General features: G+C 72.5%; 15 protein-coding genes. 12 read left to right on the top strand and 3 right to left on the bottom strand.

Annotated features, from left to right (window positions below; translation table 11 throughout):
* The first annotated feature begins 104 nt into the window (after positions 1–104).
* From hutI to AMK16_RS35875, 5 genes are all read left to right on the top strand, one after another.
* Entirely contained in the window at positions 105–1,283 is a 1,179-nt protein-coding gene (gene hutI, locus AMK16_RS23770; protein ID WP_073919050.1) for an imidazolonepropionase, read from the top strand.
* Between the two features lie 113 nt (positions 1,284–1,396).
* Positions 1,397–2,107, top strand: coding sequence for an LPXTG cell wall anchor domain-containing protein (locus tag AMK16_RS23765; RefSeq protein ID WP_073919048.1), 711 nt, complete (start codon positions 1,397–1,399; stop codon positions 2,105–2,107).
* Positions 2,108–2,123: 16 nt separating this feature from the next.
* Entirely contained in the window at positions 2,124–3,158 is a 1,035-nt protein-coding gene (locus AMK16_RS23760; RefSeq protein ID WP_073919046.1) for a COG1470 family protein, read from the top strand.
* Positions 3,155–4,261, top strand: coding sequence for a neocarzinostatin apoprotein domain-containing protein (locus AMK16_RS23755; protein ID WP_073919044.1), 1,107 nt, complete (start codon positions 3,155–3,157; stop codon positions 4,259–4,261). The genes AMK16_RS23760 and AMK16_RS23755 overlap by 4 nt, the downstream gene beginning before the upstream one ends.
* Complete coding sequence (locus AMK16_RS35875) at positions 4,258–5,607, top strand: hypothetical protein (RefSeq protein ID WP_143196857.1); 1,350 nt, start codon at positions 4,258–4,260, stop codon at positions 5,605–5,607. Before AMK16_RS23755 ends, AMK16_RS35875 begins: the two co-directional genes overlap by 4 nt.
* Before the next feature lie 76 nt (positions 5,608–5,683).
* Here the strand turns inward: AMK16_RS35875 and AMK16_RS23745 are convergent, their stop codons facing one another.
* Complete coding sequence (locus tag AMK16_RS23745) at positions 5,684–7,201, bottom strand: peptide MFS transporter (RefSeq protein ID WP_073919040.1); 1,518 nt, start codon at positions 7,199–7,201, stop codon at positions 5,684–5,686.
* A 470-nt stretch (positions 7,202–7,671) separates the two neighbouring features.
* Here AMK16_RS23745 and AMK16_RS23740 point away from each other — a divergent pair, with 470 nt between their 5' ends.
* On the top strand, positions 7,672–8,349 hold the full coding sequence (locus AMK16_RS23740) for a response regulator transcription factor (protein ID WP_073919038.1): 678 nt from the start codon (positions 7,672–7,674) through the stop codon (positions 8,347–8,349).
* A 30-nt stretch (positions 8,350–8,379) separates the two neighbouring features.
* Positions 8,380–9,645 (top strand): ATP-binding protein, encoded by a 1,266-nt coding sequence (locus tag AMK16_RS23735; protein ID WP_073919037.1) that lies wholly within the window; start codon positions 8,380–8,382, stop codon positions 9,643–9,645.
* A gap of 48 nt (positions 9,646–9,693) precedes the next feature.
* Here AMK16_RS23735 and AMK16_RS23730 read toward each other — a convergent pair whose 3' ends face one another.
* Positions 9,694–10,230 carry a GtrA family protein gene (locus tag AMK16_RS23730; protein ID WP_073919036.1) on the bottom strand — a complete coding sequence of 179 codons (537 nt, stop codon included), beginning with the start codon at positions 10,228–10,230 and terminating at the stop codon, positions 9,694–9,696.
* 219 nt (positions 10,231–10,449) lie between these two features.
* Here AMK16_RS23730 and AMK16_RS23725 point away from each other — a divergent pair, with 219 nt between their 5' ends.
* The 4 genes from AMK16_RS23725 to AMK16_RS23710 all read left to right on the top strand — a co-directional run bounded on the left by AMK16_RS23725 (position 10,450) and on the right by AMK16_RS23710 (position 14,607).
* Positions 10,450–11,589: a 5-(carboxyamino)imidazole ribonucleotide synthase gene (locus AMK16_RS23725; protein ID WP_073919034.1), complete on the top strand. Its 1,140-nt coding sequence runs from the start codon at positions 10,450–10,452 to the stop codon at positions 11,587–11,589.
* Complete coding sequence (gene purE / locus AMK16_RS23720) at positions 11,586–12,134, top strand: 5-(carboxyamino)imidazole ribonucleotide mutase (RefSeq protein ID WP_073919032.1); 549 nt, start codon at positions 11,586–11,588, stop codon at positions 12,132–12,134. The genes AMK16_RS23725 and purE overlap by 4 nt, the downstream gene beginning before the upstream one ends.
* A complete protein-coding gene (locus AMK16_RS23715) occupies positions 12,131–13,321 on the top strand; it encodes a dipeptidase (protein ID WP_073919030.1) in 1,191 nt (396 codons plus the stop codon). The genes purE and AMK16_RS23715 overlap by 4 nt, the downstream gene beginning before the upstream one ends.
* Before the next feature lie 167 nt (positions 13,322–13,488).
* Entirely contained in the window at positions 13,489–14,607 is a 1,119-nt protein-coding gene (locus AMK16_RS23710) for a membrane dipeptidase (protein WP_073919028.1), read from the top strand.
* A gap of 197 nt (positions 14,608–14,804) precedes the next feature.
* Here the strand turns inward: AMK16_RS23710 and AMK16_RS23700 are convergent, their stop codons facing one another.
* Positions 14,805–16,148: a UDP-glucose dehydrogenase family protein gene (locus tag AMK16_RS23700; RefSeq protein ID WP_073919023.1), complete on the bottom strand. Its 1,344-nt coding sequence runs from the start codon at positions 16,146–16,148 to the stop codon at positions 14,805–14,807.
* Positions 16,149–16,342: 194 nt separating this feature from the next.
* Here AMK16_RS23700 and AMK16_RS23695 point away from each other — a divergent pair, with 194 nt between their 5' ends.
* The gene (locus tag AMK16_RS23695) at positions 16,343–17,515 is read left to right on the top strand and encodes an acyl-CoA dehydrogenase family protein (RefSeq protein WP_073919021.1); all 1,173 of its coding nucleotides are present in this window, start codon (positions 16,343–16,345) and stop codon (positions 17,513–17,515) included.
* Positions 17,516–17,590 lie beyond the last annotated feature (75 nt).

Below are 17,590 nucleotides of genomic sequence, written 5' to 3'. Positions count from 1 at the left end.
CCCCTCGGACGGAGTCCGGGGGAGCTCGAGGCGCGGGGTCCGGGGCGGAGCGCCAGGAAACGGTGAAGGCGGGGTGGGGGAACGAACCCTCTGAGAGGAACCCCATGACCACCACTGCCATCACCAACATCGGCAGCCTCGTCACCAACGACCCCGCCCTCGGCGACGGCTCCCCCCTCGGCCTCATCGAGAACGCGGCGCTCGTCATCGACGGCGACCGCATCGCCTGGGCCGGCCCCGCCGGAGAGGTCCCCGCCGCGGACACCGCGTACGACGCCGCCGGCCGCGCCGTCATCCCGGGCTTCGTCGACTCCCACTCCCACCTCGTCTTCGCCGGCGACCGCACCGCCGAGTTCAACGCCCGGATGTCCGGCCGCGCCTACTCCGCCGGCGGCATCCGCACCACCGTCGCCGCCACCCGCGCCGCCGGCGACGCCGAGCTCGAAGCCAACCTGGTGCGCCACCTCGACGAGGCCCGCCGCCAGGGCACCACGACCTTCGAGACCAAGTCCGGCTACGGTCTGACCACCGCCGACGAGGCCCGCGCCCTGCGCATCGCCGCCGCGCACACCGAGGAGGTCACCTACCTCGGCGCGCACATCGTCTCCCCCGACTACGCCGAGGACCCGGCCGGCTACGTCGACCTCGTCACCGGCGAGATGCTGGCCGCCTGCGCCCCGTACGCCCGCTGGGTGGACGTCTTCTGCGAGAAGGGCGCCTTCGACGGCGACCAGGCCCGGGCGATCCTCACCGCGGGCGCCGCCGCGGGCCTGATCCCGCGGATCCACGCCAACCAGCTCTCCCACGGCCCCGGCGTGCAGCTCGCCGTCGAGCTCGAAGCGGCCTCCGCCGACCACTGCACCCACCTGACCGACGCCGATGTCGACGCCCTCGCCCAGGGCTCGGCCACCACGGTCGCCACCCTGCTCCCCGGCGCCGAGTTCTCCACCCGTGCCCGGTGGCCCGATGCCCGGCGGCTGATCGACGCCGGCGCCACCGTCGCCCTGTCCACCGACTGCAACCCCGGCTCCTCCTACACCAGTTCCATGCCGTTCTGCATCGCGCTCGCCGTCCGGGACATGCGCATGACGCCCGACGAGGCCCTCTGGTCGGCCACCGCCGGCGGCGCCCGCGCCCTGCGGCGCACCGACATCGGCACTCTCACCCCCGGCGCGCGCGCCGACCTGGTCCTCCTGGACGCCCCGAGCCACGTCCACCTCGCCTACCGGCCGGGCGTGCCGCTCGTTTCCGGGGTGTGGCAGCGGGGTGTCCGCGTGCACTGACGAACGGTCGATCCGGGCGGTCCCCTTGTCTTCCCTCCGCAAGGACCCGGGCGTACCTTGAGCCACCGATCTGATGTGCCGTCAGTAACTTGTGGCCCGAGGGGAAGACGAAGGTGTCCGACCGGAAACGCTCCACCGCGCTCGCGCTGGCCTCCGCGCTGGCCGGATCGGCGGTCCTGCTGGCCGCCCCAGCGGCCCGCGCCGCCGTCGTCGACGTGTCCTACGACTGCAAGACCCCGATCGGGGACAAGTCGGCGGTCTCGCCCATCGACATCAAGGCCGTCAAGGACGGCGCTGCCTACAAGCTGACCATGTCCTTCCAGAAGGGCGTCTCGTCCAGCCCCATCGAACTCGGCAAGGGGGCGATGAGCCCCAGCGCCGTCATCCTCGTCGGCGGCGCCGAGAAGGTCTCCGTACCGGTCTCGGGCCCGCCCAACTCCGAGGCCGTGCCCGCCAACACCCCCATCAGGATCACCGATCTCTCGGGCACCTACACGCCCGGGAAGAGCGGCAAGGTCACCTTCACCGCCGGGGTGCTCACCATCAAGGCCATGGGCACCACGACCACCTGCACCCCCGGCAACAGCCCGGGCCCCTCCCTGGAACTGGACGTCACCGCCCCCGGCGGCGGCGCCCCGCCGGGGGGCTCGGGGGGCTCGGGCGGCTCCGGTGGTTCCGGTGACTCCGGTGGGGACGCCAGCCTCCCGCAGACCGGTCCCATGGACTCCGCCCTCGCCCTCGGCACCCTCGGCGGCACCGTCCTGCTGTCCGGCGCCGCCGGCGTGCTCTGGCTGACCCGGCGCGGGCAGCGGGCCCGGTCCTGAACGGAGCACCCCCGCCATGCCCGTGCTCCGACCTCCCCGGTGCTCCCGCAGGCCCGCGGCGCTCCTCGTGGCCGGCGCACTGTCGGCGGCCACCGCCCTGTCCGCGGCCACGGCGCACCCCGCTGCCGCCGACGGGCCCGGCTGGAGCGCCGAGCCCGCCCCCGGGACGGCCGCCGTCCGGCCCGGCGGCGCCCGCCCGTACTTCTTCCTGGCCGGCGCGCCCGGCACCGTCATGGAGGACAGCTTCGCCCTGACCAACACCGGTGACCGGGAACGCACGGTCACCCTGCGCGGGGCCGACGCCCACGACGCCGCCGACGGCTCCCTCGCCGTGCGCCCGCCCGGGGAATCCGCCGGCCCCGGGGTCTGGATCGGCTTCGGCGCCGCGGACACGGTGCGCATCCCGCCCCGCACCCGCGCGGTCGTCCCCTTCACGGTCACCGTGCCGCCCGACGCCCTGCCCGGCGACCACCCGGCCGCCGTGCTCGCCACCGAGGGCGGCCGCGAGGTGGGCGTACGGGTCCACCTGCGGGTCAGCGGCCCCACCCTGGCCGCGCTCACCGTCGAGGACGTCGCCGTCCGGGGACGCGGCCCGGCAGCCGTCCTCGCCTACACCCTCGTCAACCGGGGCAACGTCCGCCTCGCGCCCGCACTGCGGCTGCGCGCCGAGGGCCTCTTCGGCGAGCTGCCCGGCCGCGGCGCCCGCGCCCTGCCCGTGGAGCTGCTCCCCGGACAGCGGGTGGCGCTGACCGAGCCCTGGCCCGGCGCCCCGGTCCTCGGCAGGGCGCGCTTCACCCTCACGGTCACGGCCCCCGGCGGCGCCCGGGCGGTCGCCTCCGGGTCGGCCTGGTTCGTGCCGCGGGAGACCGTCGCCCGCGCCGGCCTCGGCCTGCTCGGCCTCGCCGCGGCCACCGCCGCCGCGCTGTTCCTCGTACGCGGCCGGCGCGCCCGCCGGGAGCCGTCGCAGGACGGGCCGCCGACGGCCGGGCCGGCCCCGGCCCCGGACCCGGACCCGGACCCGGACCACGAACTGACGGGAGCCTCCAGGTGAGAAGAGTCGGAGCCCTGCTCGCCGCGGGGCTGGCGGCGTGCGCGCTGGCACTGTTCCCGGCGCTGCCGGCCGCCGCACAGCAGGGGCCGGCCGTGGCGCTCTCGCTCCAGGAGGCGGCCAAGGGCACCGAGATCACCGTCACCGGCACCGGCTGGCGGGCCGGGACACTGGTGATGCTGCTGGTCTGCGGACAGAACATGATCGGCGGCACCAACAGCTGCGCCAATGCCGACGGCGCGGCGGTCTCGGTCGCCGGCGACGGGCACTTCGCCGCGCAGCTGCCCGTGGTGGCGCCGCCCAAGCCGTGCCCCTGCGTCGTCAACGTCAGCTCCGTCAACGGCGACCAGTCCACCGTCGCCACCCCCCTGAAGATCACCGACCACCCGGTGGCCGAACTGCCCGCCGCATCCGGCACGGCCCGGCTCGCGGTGCTCAGCGGAGTCCGGCTGGAAGGCGACGACGGGGTGCTGACCTGGTTCGGGGCCCCGCCCACCCGCACCCTGGAGGTCACCGTCGGCAATCTCGGCTCGGCCCCGGTCAAGGACCCCGTCTTCCAGCTCGGCACCGCCCACGGCGTCTTCGCGCCGCTGTGGGAGGAGGTCCGGTGGAAGGGGACCATCCCGCCGGGCGGCAAAGCGGACGTGTCGCTCGACGTCGCCCTCACCGCGGGCGCCCACGGCGACTACACGATCTCGCTCAAGTACGGCGAGACGGTCCTGGCCGCCCAACCCTGGGGCGTGGACCGCCCGTACGGGGTCCTGCTCTTTCGGGGACTGCTCCTGCTGGTGGTCCCGGCCGCCGTCTTCCGCCTCGGCATGGCGGTCGTCGACCGGGTCCGGCCCCGCACCGCACCCGTCGGCGGCCGCCACCGGGGTGCCCGGCTCCCCGAGGAGGTGGCGGCCGTGACCGCCCGGCTGCCGCGCTTACGGCCGGGGGCCCCCGCCGCAGGAGGGCCCGCGCCGGTCCGCTCCGGGCAGGGCCCGCAGCCCCCGCAGACCACCACGGCGGCCCTGCCGTGGTTCACCCCGGACAGCGCGCCGGAGTCAGCACCACAGACGTCCGCACCGTCTGAGAACCGTCCGACGACGAAGGGACATTCGTGAAGACCCAACGGAGGGTGTGCGCGGCCGCGGTCGCGCTGCTCCTCGGCGGCGCGGGTATCGCCCTAACGGCTTCTCCCGCCCAGGCCGCCGAGGCCACGTACAAGGTCAAGTGCGTCCCGCCGGCCGGCGGAGGCGACCCGGTGGAGGGCGAGACCACCGCCAGGATCACGGCCCCCGCCACGGCCAAGGTCGGTGACGAGGTCGAGGTGGTGTGGGAGACCGTCAAGCCCGCTTCGAACAACACGGACCTGATGGACATCCCGAAGGACGCGGTGCAGCCCACCGGCTGGATCGCGGTGGGCGGCGGGGCGGGGGAGCTCAAGGTCGTCGGGGAGAAGAAGAACCCGCCGATCCCCAAGAAGGCGCCCATGGTGATGTCGCCGATGAAGGGCAAGCTCAAGCTGACCAAGGCGGGCAAGGTCACCCTGACACCCGGCAAGTACGACGTCGCCGTCAGCTTCCCCTTCGGCACCTTCGTCACCAAGTGCGCCCCCCAGGGGGAGGTGACCGGCGGCGCGACCATCGACGTGACGGCCGGCTCCACCGGAGGGACCACCACCGGCGGCACGACCACCGGAGGGACCACCACCGGCGGCACGACCACCGGAGGGACCACCACCGGAGGGACGACGAGCGGCGGCAACACGACTGGTGCCACGACCGGAGGCACCACCGGCGCCACGACCGGGGGCGGCGGCCAGACCGACTTCCCCGGCAAGCCCGTGGACGTCAAGTTCGACTGCGGCGAGACGGTCCCCGGCGGCATCACCACCCCCGTCACCGTCAACGCGAAGAGGAACGGGGGCAGCTATGACCTCACGGTCAAGACCGCCAAGGACGCCATGAAGGCCCCGCTGCCCCTGCCCAAGGGCGCACTCGCCCCGTCGATGCAGATCAAGCTCGCAGGGGCCGACAGCGGCACGGTGAAGGTCACCGGCCCCGCCAACGCCGAGGCGATCCCGCAGGGCGGCGCAGTGAGCCTGAGCGACATGACGGGCACCTACAAGCCCGGCAGGACGGGCAAGGTCACGCTCAGCCCGTCCGACATGTCGATCGACGTCACCATGGTCGCGGGCGGCCAGCCGCTCACCGTGCCCTGCAAGGCGGCCACCAGCGCCGTCTCCCTGGAACTGGACACCACCGCCCAGCCGGGCGGCTCCGGCTCGCCCTCCACCACGGGCGCCGCGTCCTCCGGCGCCACCACCACCTCGGGCAACCTCGCCGAGACCGGCGCGCGGGACGAGGGCGGCATCAAGGCCCTCGCCCTGGTCGCCGGCACGGTGGTCCTGCTCGGTTTCGCGGTCTTCACCTTCACCCCGTGGCGCCGCTTGCGAGGCACGCGGTAGGCACCCCGTACGACGGAACGGCCCGGCACACCGTGAGGTGCGCCGGGCCGTTCGCCGCGTACGGGAGAGGGGTGCGTCAGTGCACCGTGCCCATGAGCGACTGGACCTTCTTGCGGTACGAGTAGATCGCGATGCCGGCCACGACCGCGGCCGCCGCCTCGAAGAAGATCACCCATGCGCCGTTGAGGTCGACACCGCCGATGGAGAGCAGGCTGGTGGTGCAGTCCCCCGCCGTGACGGCGAGGAACCAGACACCCATCATCTGGGAGGCGTACTTCTGCGGGGCCATCTTCGTGGTCACCGACAGACCCACGGGGGAGAGGCAGAGCTCACCGATGGTCTGGATCATGTAGATCGAGACCAGCCACATCGGGGAGACCTTGGTGCCGTCGCCGGCCATGTTCATCGGGACGATGAAGACGAAGAAGGACGCGCCGACCAGGACCAGGCCCATCGCGAACTTCACGATCGTGTTCGGCTCCTGGTTCTTGCGGGCCAGCCAGACCCACAGCCAGGCGAAGACCGGCGCCAGCGCCATGACGAACAGCGGGTTCAGCGACTGGTACCAGGTGGCCGGGAAGCCGAGACCGAAGACCGTGTCGGCCGTCTTGCCGTCGGCGAAGAGCGACAGCGTCGAACCACCCTGGTCGTAGATCATCCAGAAGACGGCGGCGGCGACGAAGAACCAGATGTACGCGCTCATCTTCGACTGCTCGGTGCCCGACAGCTCCTTGTCGCGCTTGATGCGGACCAGGACGGCGACCGGGATGACCAGGCCGGCCAGGGTGATCGGGACCAGCGCCCAGTTCAGGGTGTACAGACCCAGGGCGGCGACGGCGCCGTAGAAGACGGCGGCGGCGACCAGGACGCCGACGACCTTGACGACGATGTTCTTGCGCTCGGCCGGCGACAGCGGGTTCGGGACCAGGCTGCTGCGCGCATCCAGGTGCTTGGTGCCCAGCAGGAACTGGATCAGACCCAGGCCCATGCCGACCGCGGCGAGCAGGAAGCCGAAGTGCCAGTTGACCTTCTCGCCGACGGTGCCGACGACGAAGGGGGCGACGAAGGCACCGAGGTTGATGCCGATGTAGAAGATCGTGAAGCCGCCGTCGCGACGGGGGTCGTCCGGGCCGTCGTAGAGGTGGCCGACCATCGTGGAGATGTTGGCCTTCAGCAGGCCGGAGCCCGCCGCGACCAGGATCAGGCCCAGGAAGAACATCGCCTGGCCGGGAACGGCCAGCGACACGTGGCCGGCCATGATCACGCCACCCGCGATGGCGACCGTCTTGCGGGCGCCCCAGACGCGGTCGCCGAACCAGCCGCCCGGCATGGCCATCAGGTAGACCATCGCCACGTAGACGGAGTAGATCGCCGTGGCCGTGGCCATCGTGAAGGCGAGGCCGCCTCCCTGGCTGCCGGTCGCGGCCTCTGTCCCGCCGGAAACCAGGTACAGGACGAGGAGGGCGCGCATGCCGTAGTAGGAGAAACGCTCCCACATCTCGGTCATGAACAGCGTGGCCAGGCCACGGGGGTGGCCGAAGAAGGTCTTCTCGGTGGAGGGGTCCACCGAGTCCTTCGTCAGGCTGGAAGCCATGGTCGATCCTTGCTTGCTCGGGACGCTCGGCTTCGTGAGCCGGATGGCGCCCGGTGAGGGGTGGCCGGCACCGGCGGCGGACAATCCACCCCACGCCCGGGGTGCCGGTTCCGACGCATCGGAACCGGAGGGGTTGTCGTCACCGGGATCCACGCCCCGTCGCGCACCATCACGCGCGGGGCCCGGCCCACAGGTCATTCACTGTCATCCGCGCCGGAGGAACCGGCCAGAGCAGAATCAGAGACCCTTGGCTCGCTTTTCGGCACAAAGGTCCCCTGGGTAGTGCATCAGGCGTCTCGCCACCATACGACACGACACTGCGGCATATGGAAGGACTTGAGATATGGATCACAGGTTTCCAGGGAACCGTTCGGCCATATTCGAAGGCGCTTAGTAGTTCATAAGCCCAGATAGGCAGGGGTCTCCCGGCAGGCCCCTCCAGGGAGCCGCCGCGGACTACCATCACCCACATGACGCGTGTACTGCTCGCCGAGGACGACGCATCCATCTCGGAGCCCCTGGCCCGCGCCCTGCGCCGGGAGGGGTACGAGGTCGAGGTCCGGGAGGACGGCCCCACGGCCCTGGACGCCGGACTGCAGGGCGGCGTCGATTTGGTCGTCCTCGACCTGGGCCTGCCGGGCATGGACGGCCTGGAGGTCGCCCGGCGCCTGCGAGCCGAGGGCCACGGCTTCCCCATCCTGGTCCTCACCGCCCGCGCGGACGAGGTCGACACGGTCGTCGGCCTGGACGCCGGCGCCGACGACTACGTGACCAAGCCCTTCCGCCTCGCCGAGCTGCTCGCCCGGGTCCGGGCCCTGCTGCGGCGCGGCGCCAACGAGGCATCCCAGAGCCCGGCCACCCACGGCGTGCGCATCGACGTCGAGTCGCACCGCGCCTGGATGGGGGAGGAGGAGCTCCAGCTCACGGCAAAGGAGTTCGACCTCCTGCGGGTCCTGGTCCGCGACGCCGGCCGGGTCGTCACGCGCGACCAGCTCATGCGCGAGGTCTGGGACACCACCTGGTGGTCCTCCACCAAGACCCTCGACATGCACATCTCCTGGCTGCGCAAGAAGCTGGGCGACGACGCCGCCAACCCCCGCTACATCGCCACCGTCCGCGGCGTCGGCTTCCGCTTCGAGAAGAGCTGACGGCCCGCCCTGTAGGGCATGCTCTGACCCATGCGCCGCCGCCTGATCAACTCCACGCTCGCCGTGGTGCTCGTCGTGATCGCCGTCTTCGGGGTCTCCCTCGTCATCGTGGAGACCCGGACGATCACCAGCAGCGCCCAGGACCGCATCGAGTCCGAGGCGCTGCGCCTGGTGGGCATCGTCGAGGCCAACGTCCTGGAGCACAAGCCGGTCGACCCCAAGGCGCTCGCCGACCAGCTGGACCTCGGCCACCACGCCACGATCAGCGTTCCCGGGCAACCGGCCGTCGAGGTCGGCGACCGGATCCCCGAGGACGTCATCCGCGGCGCCGCCCGCGGCGAGCAGGGCGAACTGGTGGTCGTCGAGGAGTCCCGCTCGACGGTGACCAAGGAGGTCGGGCGGACCCTGGCCGTGGTCGGCGCCGTCGCGCTGCTGGCCGTCGTGGCAGCCGTACTGCTCGCCGTACGCCAGGCGAACCGGCTGGCCTCCCCGCTCACCGACCTCGCCGAGACCGCCGAGCGGCTCGGATCGGGCGATCCGCGTCCCCGGCACAAGCGGTACGGGGTCCCCGAGCTGGACCGGGTCGCCGACGTCCTGGACTCCAGCGCCGAGCGGATCGGGCGGATGCTGACCGCCGAGCGGCGTCTGGCCGCCGACGCCTCCCACCAGCTGCGCACCCCCCTCACGGCGCTGTCGATGCGGCTGGAGGAGATCACCGTCACCGACGACCTGGAGACGGTGCGCGAGGAGGCGACCATCGCCCTGACCCAGGTGGAACGGCTCACGGACGTGGTGGAGCGGCTGCTGACGAACTCGCGGGACCCGCGCACCGGCTCCGCCGTCCCCTTCGACCTGGACGAGGTCGTCAAACAGCAGGTAGAGGAGTGGCGGCCCGCCTACCGCAGCGCCGGCCGGGCCATCGTGCGCTCCGGCAAGCAGGGCATGCGGGCCGTCGGCACGCCGGGCGCGGTCTCGCAGGTGCTGGCGACGCTGGTGGAGAACGCGCTGATGCACGGCGGCGGAACCGTGGCGCTGCGCACGCGCGTCATCGGGAACCAGGCGGTGCTGGAGGTCACGGACGAGGGACCGGGCGTCCCGCCGGACCTTGGGAACCGGATCTTCGAGCGGGCCATCAGCGGCCGCAACTCCACCGGGATCGGCCTGGCCGTCGCCCGGGACCTCGCGGAGGCGGACGGCGGCCGCCTGGAGCTGCTCCAGGCGCAGCCGCCGGTCTTCGCGCTGTTCCTGAGCCGGACCGAGCCGGCCCGGCCCGCACCCGAGACCACCGTCCGCTAGGAGCGCGCGGCCACGGCGGCAGGGCCGGCCTCCGGTGGGGGACGGGTCCTAGTTGCTCGCAGGAGCGGGCTCGGGCAGCGGTTCGGGCCTGCGCTCAGGCCTGGGCAGCGGCGCGGGCTCGGGCATCGGCTCGGCCGGCGCGGCGGCGGGCAGCGCCTTGAACACCCAGGTCCGGTAGGACCAGAAGCGGAACACGGTGGCGGTGCCGATGCCGAAGAACTTGAAGACGTTGGTGGCGACCGGCCCGTCCCAGCCGAAGCCGTAGGTGGCCGTGTACAGCACGCCGTTCTCGATGACCAGGCCGATCGCGCTGAAAGCGGCGAAGAGGACCAGCTCGCGGGTGCGGCCGCTCTGGGCGCGGTCCCGGTAGGCGAAGTAGCGGAAGCCGAGGTAGTTCGTGGCGATGGCCACGACGGTGGCTATCACGCTCGCGCGCACCACCTGGAGGTCGGTCGTGTGCCGGATCAGGTTGAAGACACCCAGGTTGACCAGCACGCCCAGACCGCCGACCGCCCCGAACTTGGCGACCTCCCGAACGAGACCGCGTAGGCGTCCGAGAACAGATCCGTACCGAGGCCTGCTCATCTGATGGTTCAGTCCCTGTCGGTCACCGCCCCGCGCCGGGGCGTCCGGTGTTCTGCGTCAACCCTGCCATGGTAAGTCCCGCCCCTGTGGTCCGTCTGTGCGTTCGGGCCCCGTGCGACGCACGGCACACGGGCCCGAACGCACCGGCGCCGCGCCGCAGCGCCAGGGCTGTGCCCAGGCGGGTCCCGATGGCCGAATACCGCCGGATACCCTGGAGGAGTGACGTTCCCGGTAGTCGGCATGGTCGGCGGCGGACAGCTCGCCCGCATGACCCACGAGGCGGGCATCCCCCTCGGCATCAAATTCAAGATCCTCAGTGACACCCCACAGGACTCGGCGGCCCAGGTCGTGAGCGACGTCGTCATCGGCGACTACCGCGACCTGGACACGCTGCGCGCCTTCGCGCGCGGCTGCGACGTGATCACCTTCGATCACGAGCACGTGCCCACCGAGCACCTCAGGGCCCTGGAGGCGGACGGCATCCCCGTCCGGCCGGGGCCCGACGCGCTGGTGCACGCCCAGGACAAGGGGGTGATGCGCGCCAAGCTCGACGAGATCGGCGCGCCCAGCCCCCGCCACCGGATCGTGCGCGATCCGGCGGACGCGGCGGCCTTCGCGCACGAGGTGGGCGGCTTCCCGGTCATCCTGAAGACGGTGCGCGGCGGGTACGACGGCAAGGGCGTGTGGTTCGTCCGCGGCCCCCAGGACGCGGAGGCCCCGTTCAAGGCGGGCGTCCCGGTCCTGGCGGAGGAGAAGGTCGACTTCGTCCGCGAGCTCGCGGCGAACATCGTCCGCTCCCCGCACGGCCAGGCCGTCGCCTACCCCGTCGTGGAATCCGTCCAGGTGGACGGGGTCTGCGACACGGTGATCGCGCCCGCCCCGAACCTCTCCGACGAGCTCGGGGGCGAGGCCCAGGCCCTGGCCCTGCGCATCGCCAAGGAGCTCGGCGTGACCGGACACCTGGCCGTGGAGCTGTTCGAGACCGCCGACGGGCGGATCCTCGTCAACGAACTGGCGATGCGCCCCCACAACAGCGGGCACTGGACCCAGGACGGGGCCATCACCTCCCAGTTCGCCAACCACGTGCGGGCGGTCCTGGACCTCCCCCTGGGCGACCCGCGCCCCCGCGTCCGCTGGACGGTCATGGCGAACGTGCTGGGCGGGGACTACCCCGACATGTACGCGGCGTACCTGCACTGCATGGCCCACGACCCCCAGCTGAAGATCCACATGTACGGCAAGGACGTGAAGCCCGGCCGCAAGGTCGGTCACGTGAACACCTACGGCGACGACCTGGACGACGTGCTGGAGCGCGCCCGCCACGCCGCCGACTACCTCAGAGGAACGGTCACCGAATGAGCACTACCTCTGCCGCGGGCTCCGCGGGCCCCCTCGTCGGCATCGTCATGGGCTCGGACTCGGACTGGCCGGTCATGGAGGCCGCCGCCAAGGCCCTCGACGAGTTCGAGATCCCCTATGAGGTCGACGTCGTCTCCGCGCACCGGATGCCGCGCGAGATGATCGCGTACGGGGAGCAGGCCGCCGGCCGCGGCCTGAAGGCGGTCATCGCGGGCGCGGGCGGGGCCGCCCACCTGCCGGGCATGCTCGCCTCGGTCACCCCCCTGCCGGTGATCGGCGTACCGGTCCCGCTGAAGTACCTCGACGGCATGGACTCGCTGCTGTCGATCGTCCAGATGCCCGCGGGCGTTCCCGTGGCCACCGTCTCGGTCGCCGGGGCGCGCAACGCCGGGCTGCTGGCCGTACGGATGCTGGCGGCGCACGACGCCGAGCTGCTCGGCCGGATGCGGGACTTCCAGCAGGAGCTGAACGACCAGGCCACCGAGAAGGGCAAGCGGCTGCGCACCAAGGTCGCGGGCGCGGCTTCCTTCGGATTCGGCAAGTGAGCGCCGCGCAGCGCCTGGAGGAGGCGCGAGAGCTGCTGGCCGAGCACCCCGTCGTGGACGGCCACAACGACCTTCCCTGGGCGCTGCGCGAGCAGGTCCGCTACGACCTCGACCAGCGGGACATCGCCGGCGACCAGTCGGCGTACCTGCACACCGACATCCCGCGGCTGCGGGCCGGCGGGGTCGGCGCCCAGTTCTGGTCGGTGTACGTGAGCACCGAGCTGACCGGGGACGAAGCGGTCAGCGCCACCCTGGAGCAGGTCGACGCGGTCGACCAGCTCATCGGCCGCTATCCGGCCGACCTGGTGCGGGCGCTGACGGCGGACGACATGGAGGCGGCCCGCGCCGACGGCCGGATCGCCTCGCTGATGGGCGCCGAGGGCGGCCACTCCATCAACAACTCGCTCGCCACCCTGCGCGCCCTGCACCAGCTGGGCGTGCGGTACATGACGCTCACGCACAACGACACCATCGACTGGGCGGACTCGGCGACCGACGAGCCCCGGCACGGCGGGCTGACGGACTTCGGCCGCGAGGTCGTCCGCGAGATGAACCGCATCGGCATGCTGGTCGACCTCTCCCACGTGGCCGCCACCACGATGCGCGACGCCCTCGCCGTCACGGCCGCCCCGGTGGTCTTCTCGCACTCCTCGGCGCGCGCGGTGTGCGACCACCCGCGCAACGTCCCCGACGACGTGCTGGCCATGCTGCCGGCCAACGGCGGGGTCGCGATGGCCACCTTCGTCCCGAAGTTCGTCCTCCCCGCGGCGGTCGAGTGGACGCTGGCCGCCGACGAGAACCTGCGGGCGCACGGCTTGCACCACCTGGACACCTCGCCCGAGGCGATGGCCCTGCACCGCGCCTTCGAGGCGAAGCGCCCGCGCCCGGTGGCCACGGCCGCCACGGTGGCCGACCACCTCGACCACATGCGCGAGGTCGCCGGCATCGACCACATCGGCATCGGCGGGGACTACGACGGCACCGCCTTCACCCCGTCCGGCCTGGACGACGTGGCGGGCTACCCGAACCTCATCGCGGAACTGCTGGCACGCGGCTGGTCCCGGGCCGACCTGGCGAAGCTGACCTGGTCCAACGCGGTGCGCGCACTGCGCGACGCGGAAGCCGTGGCGCGCGAGCTCTCCGGCTCCCGGGGCCCCTCGAACGCGGTGATCGGGCCGGTCGCGTAGGACCGCCCGCCCCGGCCGGCAAGACGCCCCGGACCGGGAGTGGAGGCGGCGACCGGGTAGGACCTGCCGGTGTCACCCGAACGCCGCATCCGCCGGGCGGCTCGGCCGTCCCCCGTGGCACGGTGGCAGCGACTCTCCCTGCTGCCGCCGAGACCGGAGCGAACGCCATGGCCGACCTGCAGGACGACCCACCCTCTGCGGGCATCGGGGCGGAGGACCTCCCCCCTCCCACCGCGGCGGCCGGCAGCCTGGAGCGGGCCGCCGCCCTGCTGTCCGGGCATCCCGTCGCCGACGGGTGCAACACCCTGGTGTGGACCCTGCGACAGAGCCCGCACCACGACATCGACACCCCTGACGGCAGCGTCGACACCGACATCCCGCGGCTGCGCGCGGGCGGGGTGGGCGCGCAGTTCTGGTCCCTGCTCGTGCCGCCCGGCCAACCGTACGGGGACGGCGGCGGCGACCGGACGGCCCCCGACCGGCCAGACCCCGACCGGCCAGACCCCGACCAGGTGGTCTCCGACACCCTGGAACAGATCGACGTGGCGCTGGCCCTGATGCGCCGCTACCCCGACGACCTGCGCCTCGCGCTCACCGCCGGCGACATGGCGGACGCCCGCAACCGGGGCCGGATCGCCTCGTTCCTGGGCCCGGTGCCCGGCCGGACCCTGACCGGCTCCCTGGGCGCGCTGCGCGCCTTCCACGCGCTGGGCGTACGGATCCTCGCGCCGGCCGGGGCGTCCTGGGCCCGGGAGGGACTGACGGCCTTCGGCCACGAGGTGGTCCGCGAGGCGAACCGGCTGGCGATCCTGCTGGACCTCACCGGCTGCCCGCCGCAGACCGCCCGCGGGATCGCGGGCGCCTCCAAGGCGCCGGTGATCCTCTCGAACACGGCGGCGGCGACGTTGAACCCGCATCCGGACAACGTGAGCGACGAGGTCCTGCTCGCCCTGCGCGAGGCCGACGGCCTGGCCATGGTCACCTTCGACGCCGCGCGGACCGGGGACTCCCTGCACGCGGTGGCCGACCACCTCGACCACGTCCGCGCGGTCGCGGGCCCGCACGGTGTGGGCCTGGGCGCCACTTTCGGCACCGGACCGGGCATCCCCCGCCCGGCCGGCCTCACCGACCCCTCGGGCTACCCGCGGCTGCTGGCGGAACTCCTGGACCGCGGCTGGCCGGAGTCCGAGATGGCCCTGCTGACCTGGGGCAACGCCCAGCGCGTCATCCGGGATGCGGAATTCACCGCCCGCGCCGCCCAGCACCACCGCACCGCCGGCGCGTAGCCCCGTCCCCCGGGCCGGCCACCTGTCAGCCGCTCAGCCGCGTAGCCGGTCACCTGGTCACCTGGTCAGCCGCGCACCCGGTCACCTGGTCACCTGGTCAGCCGCTCAGCCGCTCAGCCGCTCAGCCGCTCAGCCGCTCAGCCGCTCAGCCGCTCAGCCGGTCAGCCGCTCGGCCCGTCGGCCGCCGAGACACGTACCTAGGCCCGTGGGCGGCCCATCGCCCGGTAGGTCCAGCCCGCGGCGCGCCAGACCTCGGGGTCCAGGGCGTTGCGGCCGTCGAGCACCAGCCGGTCGGTGACGACCTCCGCCAGCTCGGCCGGGTCGAGGTCGCGGAACTCGCGCCATTCCGTCAGGTGCAGGACGACCTCCGCCCCCCGGGCCGCCTCCAGCGCGGAGCCGGCGTACCCGAGCGTCGGGAAGACGCGGCGCGCGTTGTCCATGCCCTTGGGGTCGTAGACGGTGACCTGGCCGCCCTGGAGGTGGATCTGCCCGGCCACGTTCAGCGCGGGAGAGTCGCGGACGTCGTCCGAGTCCGGCTTGAAGGTTGCGCCGAGGACGGCCACCCGCTTGCCGAGGAAGGACCCGCCGACGGCGTCCCGGGCCAGCTCCACCATGTGCCCGCGGCGCCGCATGTTGATGGAGTCGACCTCGCGCAGGAAGGTCAGTGCCTGGTCGGCGCCCAGCTCACCGGCGCGGGCCATGAAGGCCCGGATGTCCTTGGGCAGGCAGCCGCCGCCGAAGCCGATCCCCGCGCGCAGGAACTTCGCGCCGATCCGCTCGTCGTAGCCGATGGCCTCCGCCAGCTTGACGACGTCGCCGCCGGCCGCCTCGCACACCTCGGCCATCGCGTTGATGAAGGAGATCTTGGTGGCGAGGAAGGAGTTGGCGGCGGTCTTGACCAGCTCGGCGGTCGGGAAGTCGGTGATCACCAGCGGGGTCCCCTCCGACATCGGCGTCTCGTACACCTCCCGCAGCAGCTTCTCGCCGCGCTCGCCCTGCACGCCGATCACGATCCGGTCGGGGTGCAGGGTGTCCTGCACCGCGAAGCCCTCCCGCAGGAATTCCGGGTTCCAGGCCAGCTCGACCTCCGCGCCGGCCGGGGACAGCTCCGCGAGCAGGTCCGCGAGCCGCTGCGCCGAGCCCACGGGCACGGTGGACTTGCCGACCACCAGCACCGGCCGCGTCAGATGCGGGGCCAGCGAGGACATCGCGGAGTCGACGTAGGACATGTCGCAGGCGTACTCGCCGTGCTTCTGCGGAGTGTTCACGCACACGAAGTGCACGTCGCCGAATGCGCCGACCTCCTCCCAGGAGGTCGTGAAGCGCAGCCGTCCCGTCGAGTCCGGCAGTCCGGCCACGTGCCGGGCCAGCAGCTCCTCCAGTCCGGGCTCGTACATGGGCACCCGGCCGGAGGCCAGCATGGCGATCTTCTCGGGGACCACGTCCAGCCCCAGCACCTCGAACCCCAGCTCCGCCATCGCCGCGGCGTGCGTGGCGCCGAGGTATCCGGTACCGATCACAGTGATCCTGAGGGGGGCCATGGGTGCTCCAGAGGTGCGGGGCCGTTTGCGGCCACTGAGCATAGTCGGGCCCACCAGCGGGGACGTTGCCCAGGAGTGCCCCGCTGTCATGCAGCTCACGTGGGCCGTCCATATCGCCATCCGTGACCGGCCCACTAAGCTTGGGTTACTTAACGGTAGTTAGCATCACGCATCACCCTGGGGAGTGAGAGATCTTGGCGGGTTCTGCCGACTTCGACCTGTACCGCCCGGCCGAGGAGCACGACATGCTCCGCGAGTCGGTCCGCTCGCTCGCCGAGGCGAAGATCCTGCCGTTCGCGGCCGCGGTCGACGAGGAGTCCCGCTTCCCGCAGGAGGCCCTGGACGCCCTGGTCGCCAACGACCTGCACGCCGTCCACGTCCCCGAGACCTACGGCGGCGCGGGGGCCGACGCCCTCGCCACCGTGATCGTGATCGAGGAGGTGGCCCGCGTCTGCGCCTCCTCCTCCCTCATCCCGGCGGTCAACAAGCTCGGCTCGCTCCCGGTGATCCTCTCCGGCTCCGAGGAGCTCAAGGCCAAGTACCTCGGCCCGCTCGCCAAGGGCGACGCCATGTTCTCGTACGCCCTCTCCGAGCCGGACGCGGGCTCCGACGCGGCCGGCATGAAGACCCGCGCGGTGCGCGACGGGGACTTCTGGGTGCTCAACGGCGTCAAGCGCTGGATCACCAACGCGGGCGTCTCCGAGTACTACACGGTCATGGCCGTCACCGACCCTTCGATGCGCTCCAAGGGCATCAGCGCCTTCGTCGTGGAGAAGGGCGACGAGGGCGTGTCCTTCGGCGCCCCGGAGAAGAAGCTCGGCATCAAGGGCTCCCCGACGCGCGAGGTCTACCTCGACAACGTCCGCATCCCCGCCGACCGCATGATCGGCGCCGAGGGCACCGGCTTCGCCACCGCGATGAAGACCCTGGACCACACCCGCATCACCATCGCGGCCCAGGCGCTCGGCATCGCCCAGGGCGCCCTGGACTACGCCAAGGGCTACGTCCAGGAGCGCAAGCAGTTCGGCAAGCCGATCGGCGACTTCCAGGGCGTGCAGTTCATGCTCGCGGACATGGCCATGAAGATCGAGGCCGCCCGCCAGCTGACCTACTCGGCCGCCGCCAAGTCCGAGCGGGTCTCCGCCGGAGGCGACAAAGAGGACCTCACCTTCTTCGGCGCCGCTGCCAAGTGCTTCGCCTCCGACGTGGCCATGGAGGTCACCACGGACGCCGTCCAGCTGCTCGGCGGCTACGGCTACACCCGTGACTACCCGGTGGAGCGCATGATGCGCGACGCCAAGATCACGCAGATTTATGAGGGTACGAACCAGGTGCAGCGCATCGTCATGGCGAGGAACCTTCCGTAGCGAGGTCCTCGACGCAGCGGGAGCCCCGGCCGGTGCGCCGGGGCTTCCGCCGTCCCGCGGCCGGGCAGGCCGGCC

Origin of the sequence: Streptomyces sp. CB00455 (genome assembly GCF_001905445.1) — a bacterium.
Lineage (GTDB): Bacteria > Actinomycetota > Actinomycetes > Streptomycetales > Streptomycetaceae > Streptomyces.
Note: the sequence above shows the minus strand (reverse complement) of the source record. Positions and strands in the feature narration are given on the sequence as shown.

Coding starts and splice junctions, on each gene's coding strand:
- hutI (WP_073919050.1), top strand. CDS start 105: ATGACCACCACTGCCATCACCAACATCGGCAGCCTCGTCACCAACGAC.
- AMK16_RS23740 (WP_073919038.1), top strand. CDS start 7,672: ATGACGCGTGTACTGCTCGCCGAGGACGACGCATCCATCTCGGAGCCC.
- AMK16_RS23700 (WP_073919023.1), bottom strand. CDS start 16,148: ATGGCCCCCCTCAGGATCACTGTGATCGGTACCGGATACCTCGGCGCC.
- AMK16_RS23730 (WP_073919036.1), bottom strand. CDS start 10,230: ATGAGCAGGCCTCGGTACGGATCTGTTCTCGGACGCCTACGCGGTCTC.
- AMK16_RS23710 (WP_073919028.1), top strand. CDS start 13,489: ATGGCCGACCTGCAGGACGACCCACCCTCTGCGGGCATCGGGGCGGAG.
- purE (WP_073919032.1), top strand. CDS start 11,586: ATGAGCACTACCTCTGCCGCGGGCTCCGCGGGCCCCCTCGTCGGCATC.
- AMK16_RS23735 (WP_073919037.1), top strand. CDS start 8,380: ATGCGCCGCCGCCTGATCAACTCCACGCTCGCCGTGGTGCTCGTCGTG.
- AMK16_RS23745 (WP_073919040.1), bottom strand. CDS start 7,201: ATGGCTTCCAGCCTGACGAAGGACTCGGTGGACCCCTCCACCGAGAAG.
- AMK16_RS23760 (WP_073919046.1), top strand. CDS start 2,124: ATGCCCGTGCTCCGACCTCCCCGGTGCTCCCGCAGGCCCGCGGCGCTC.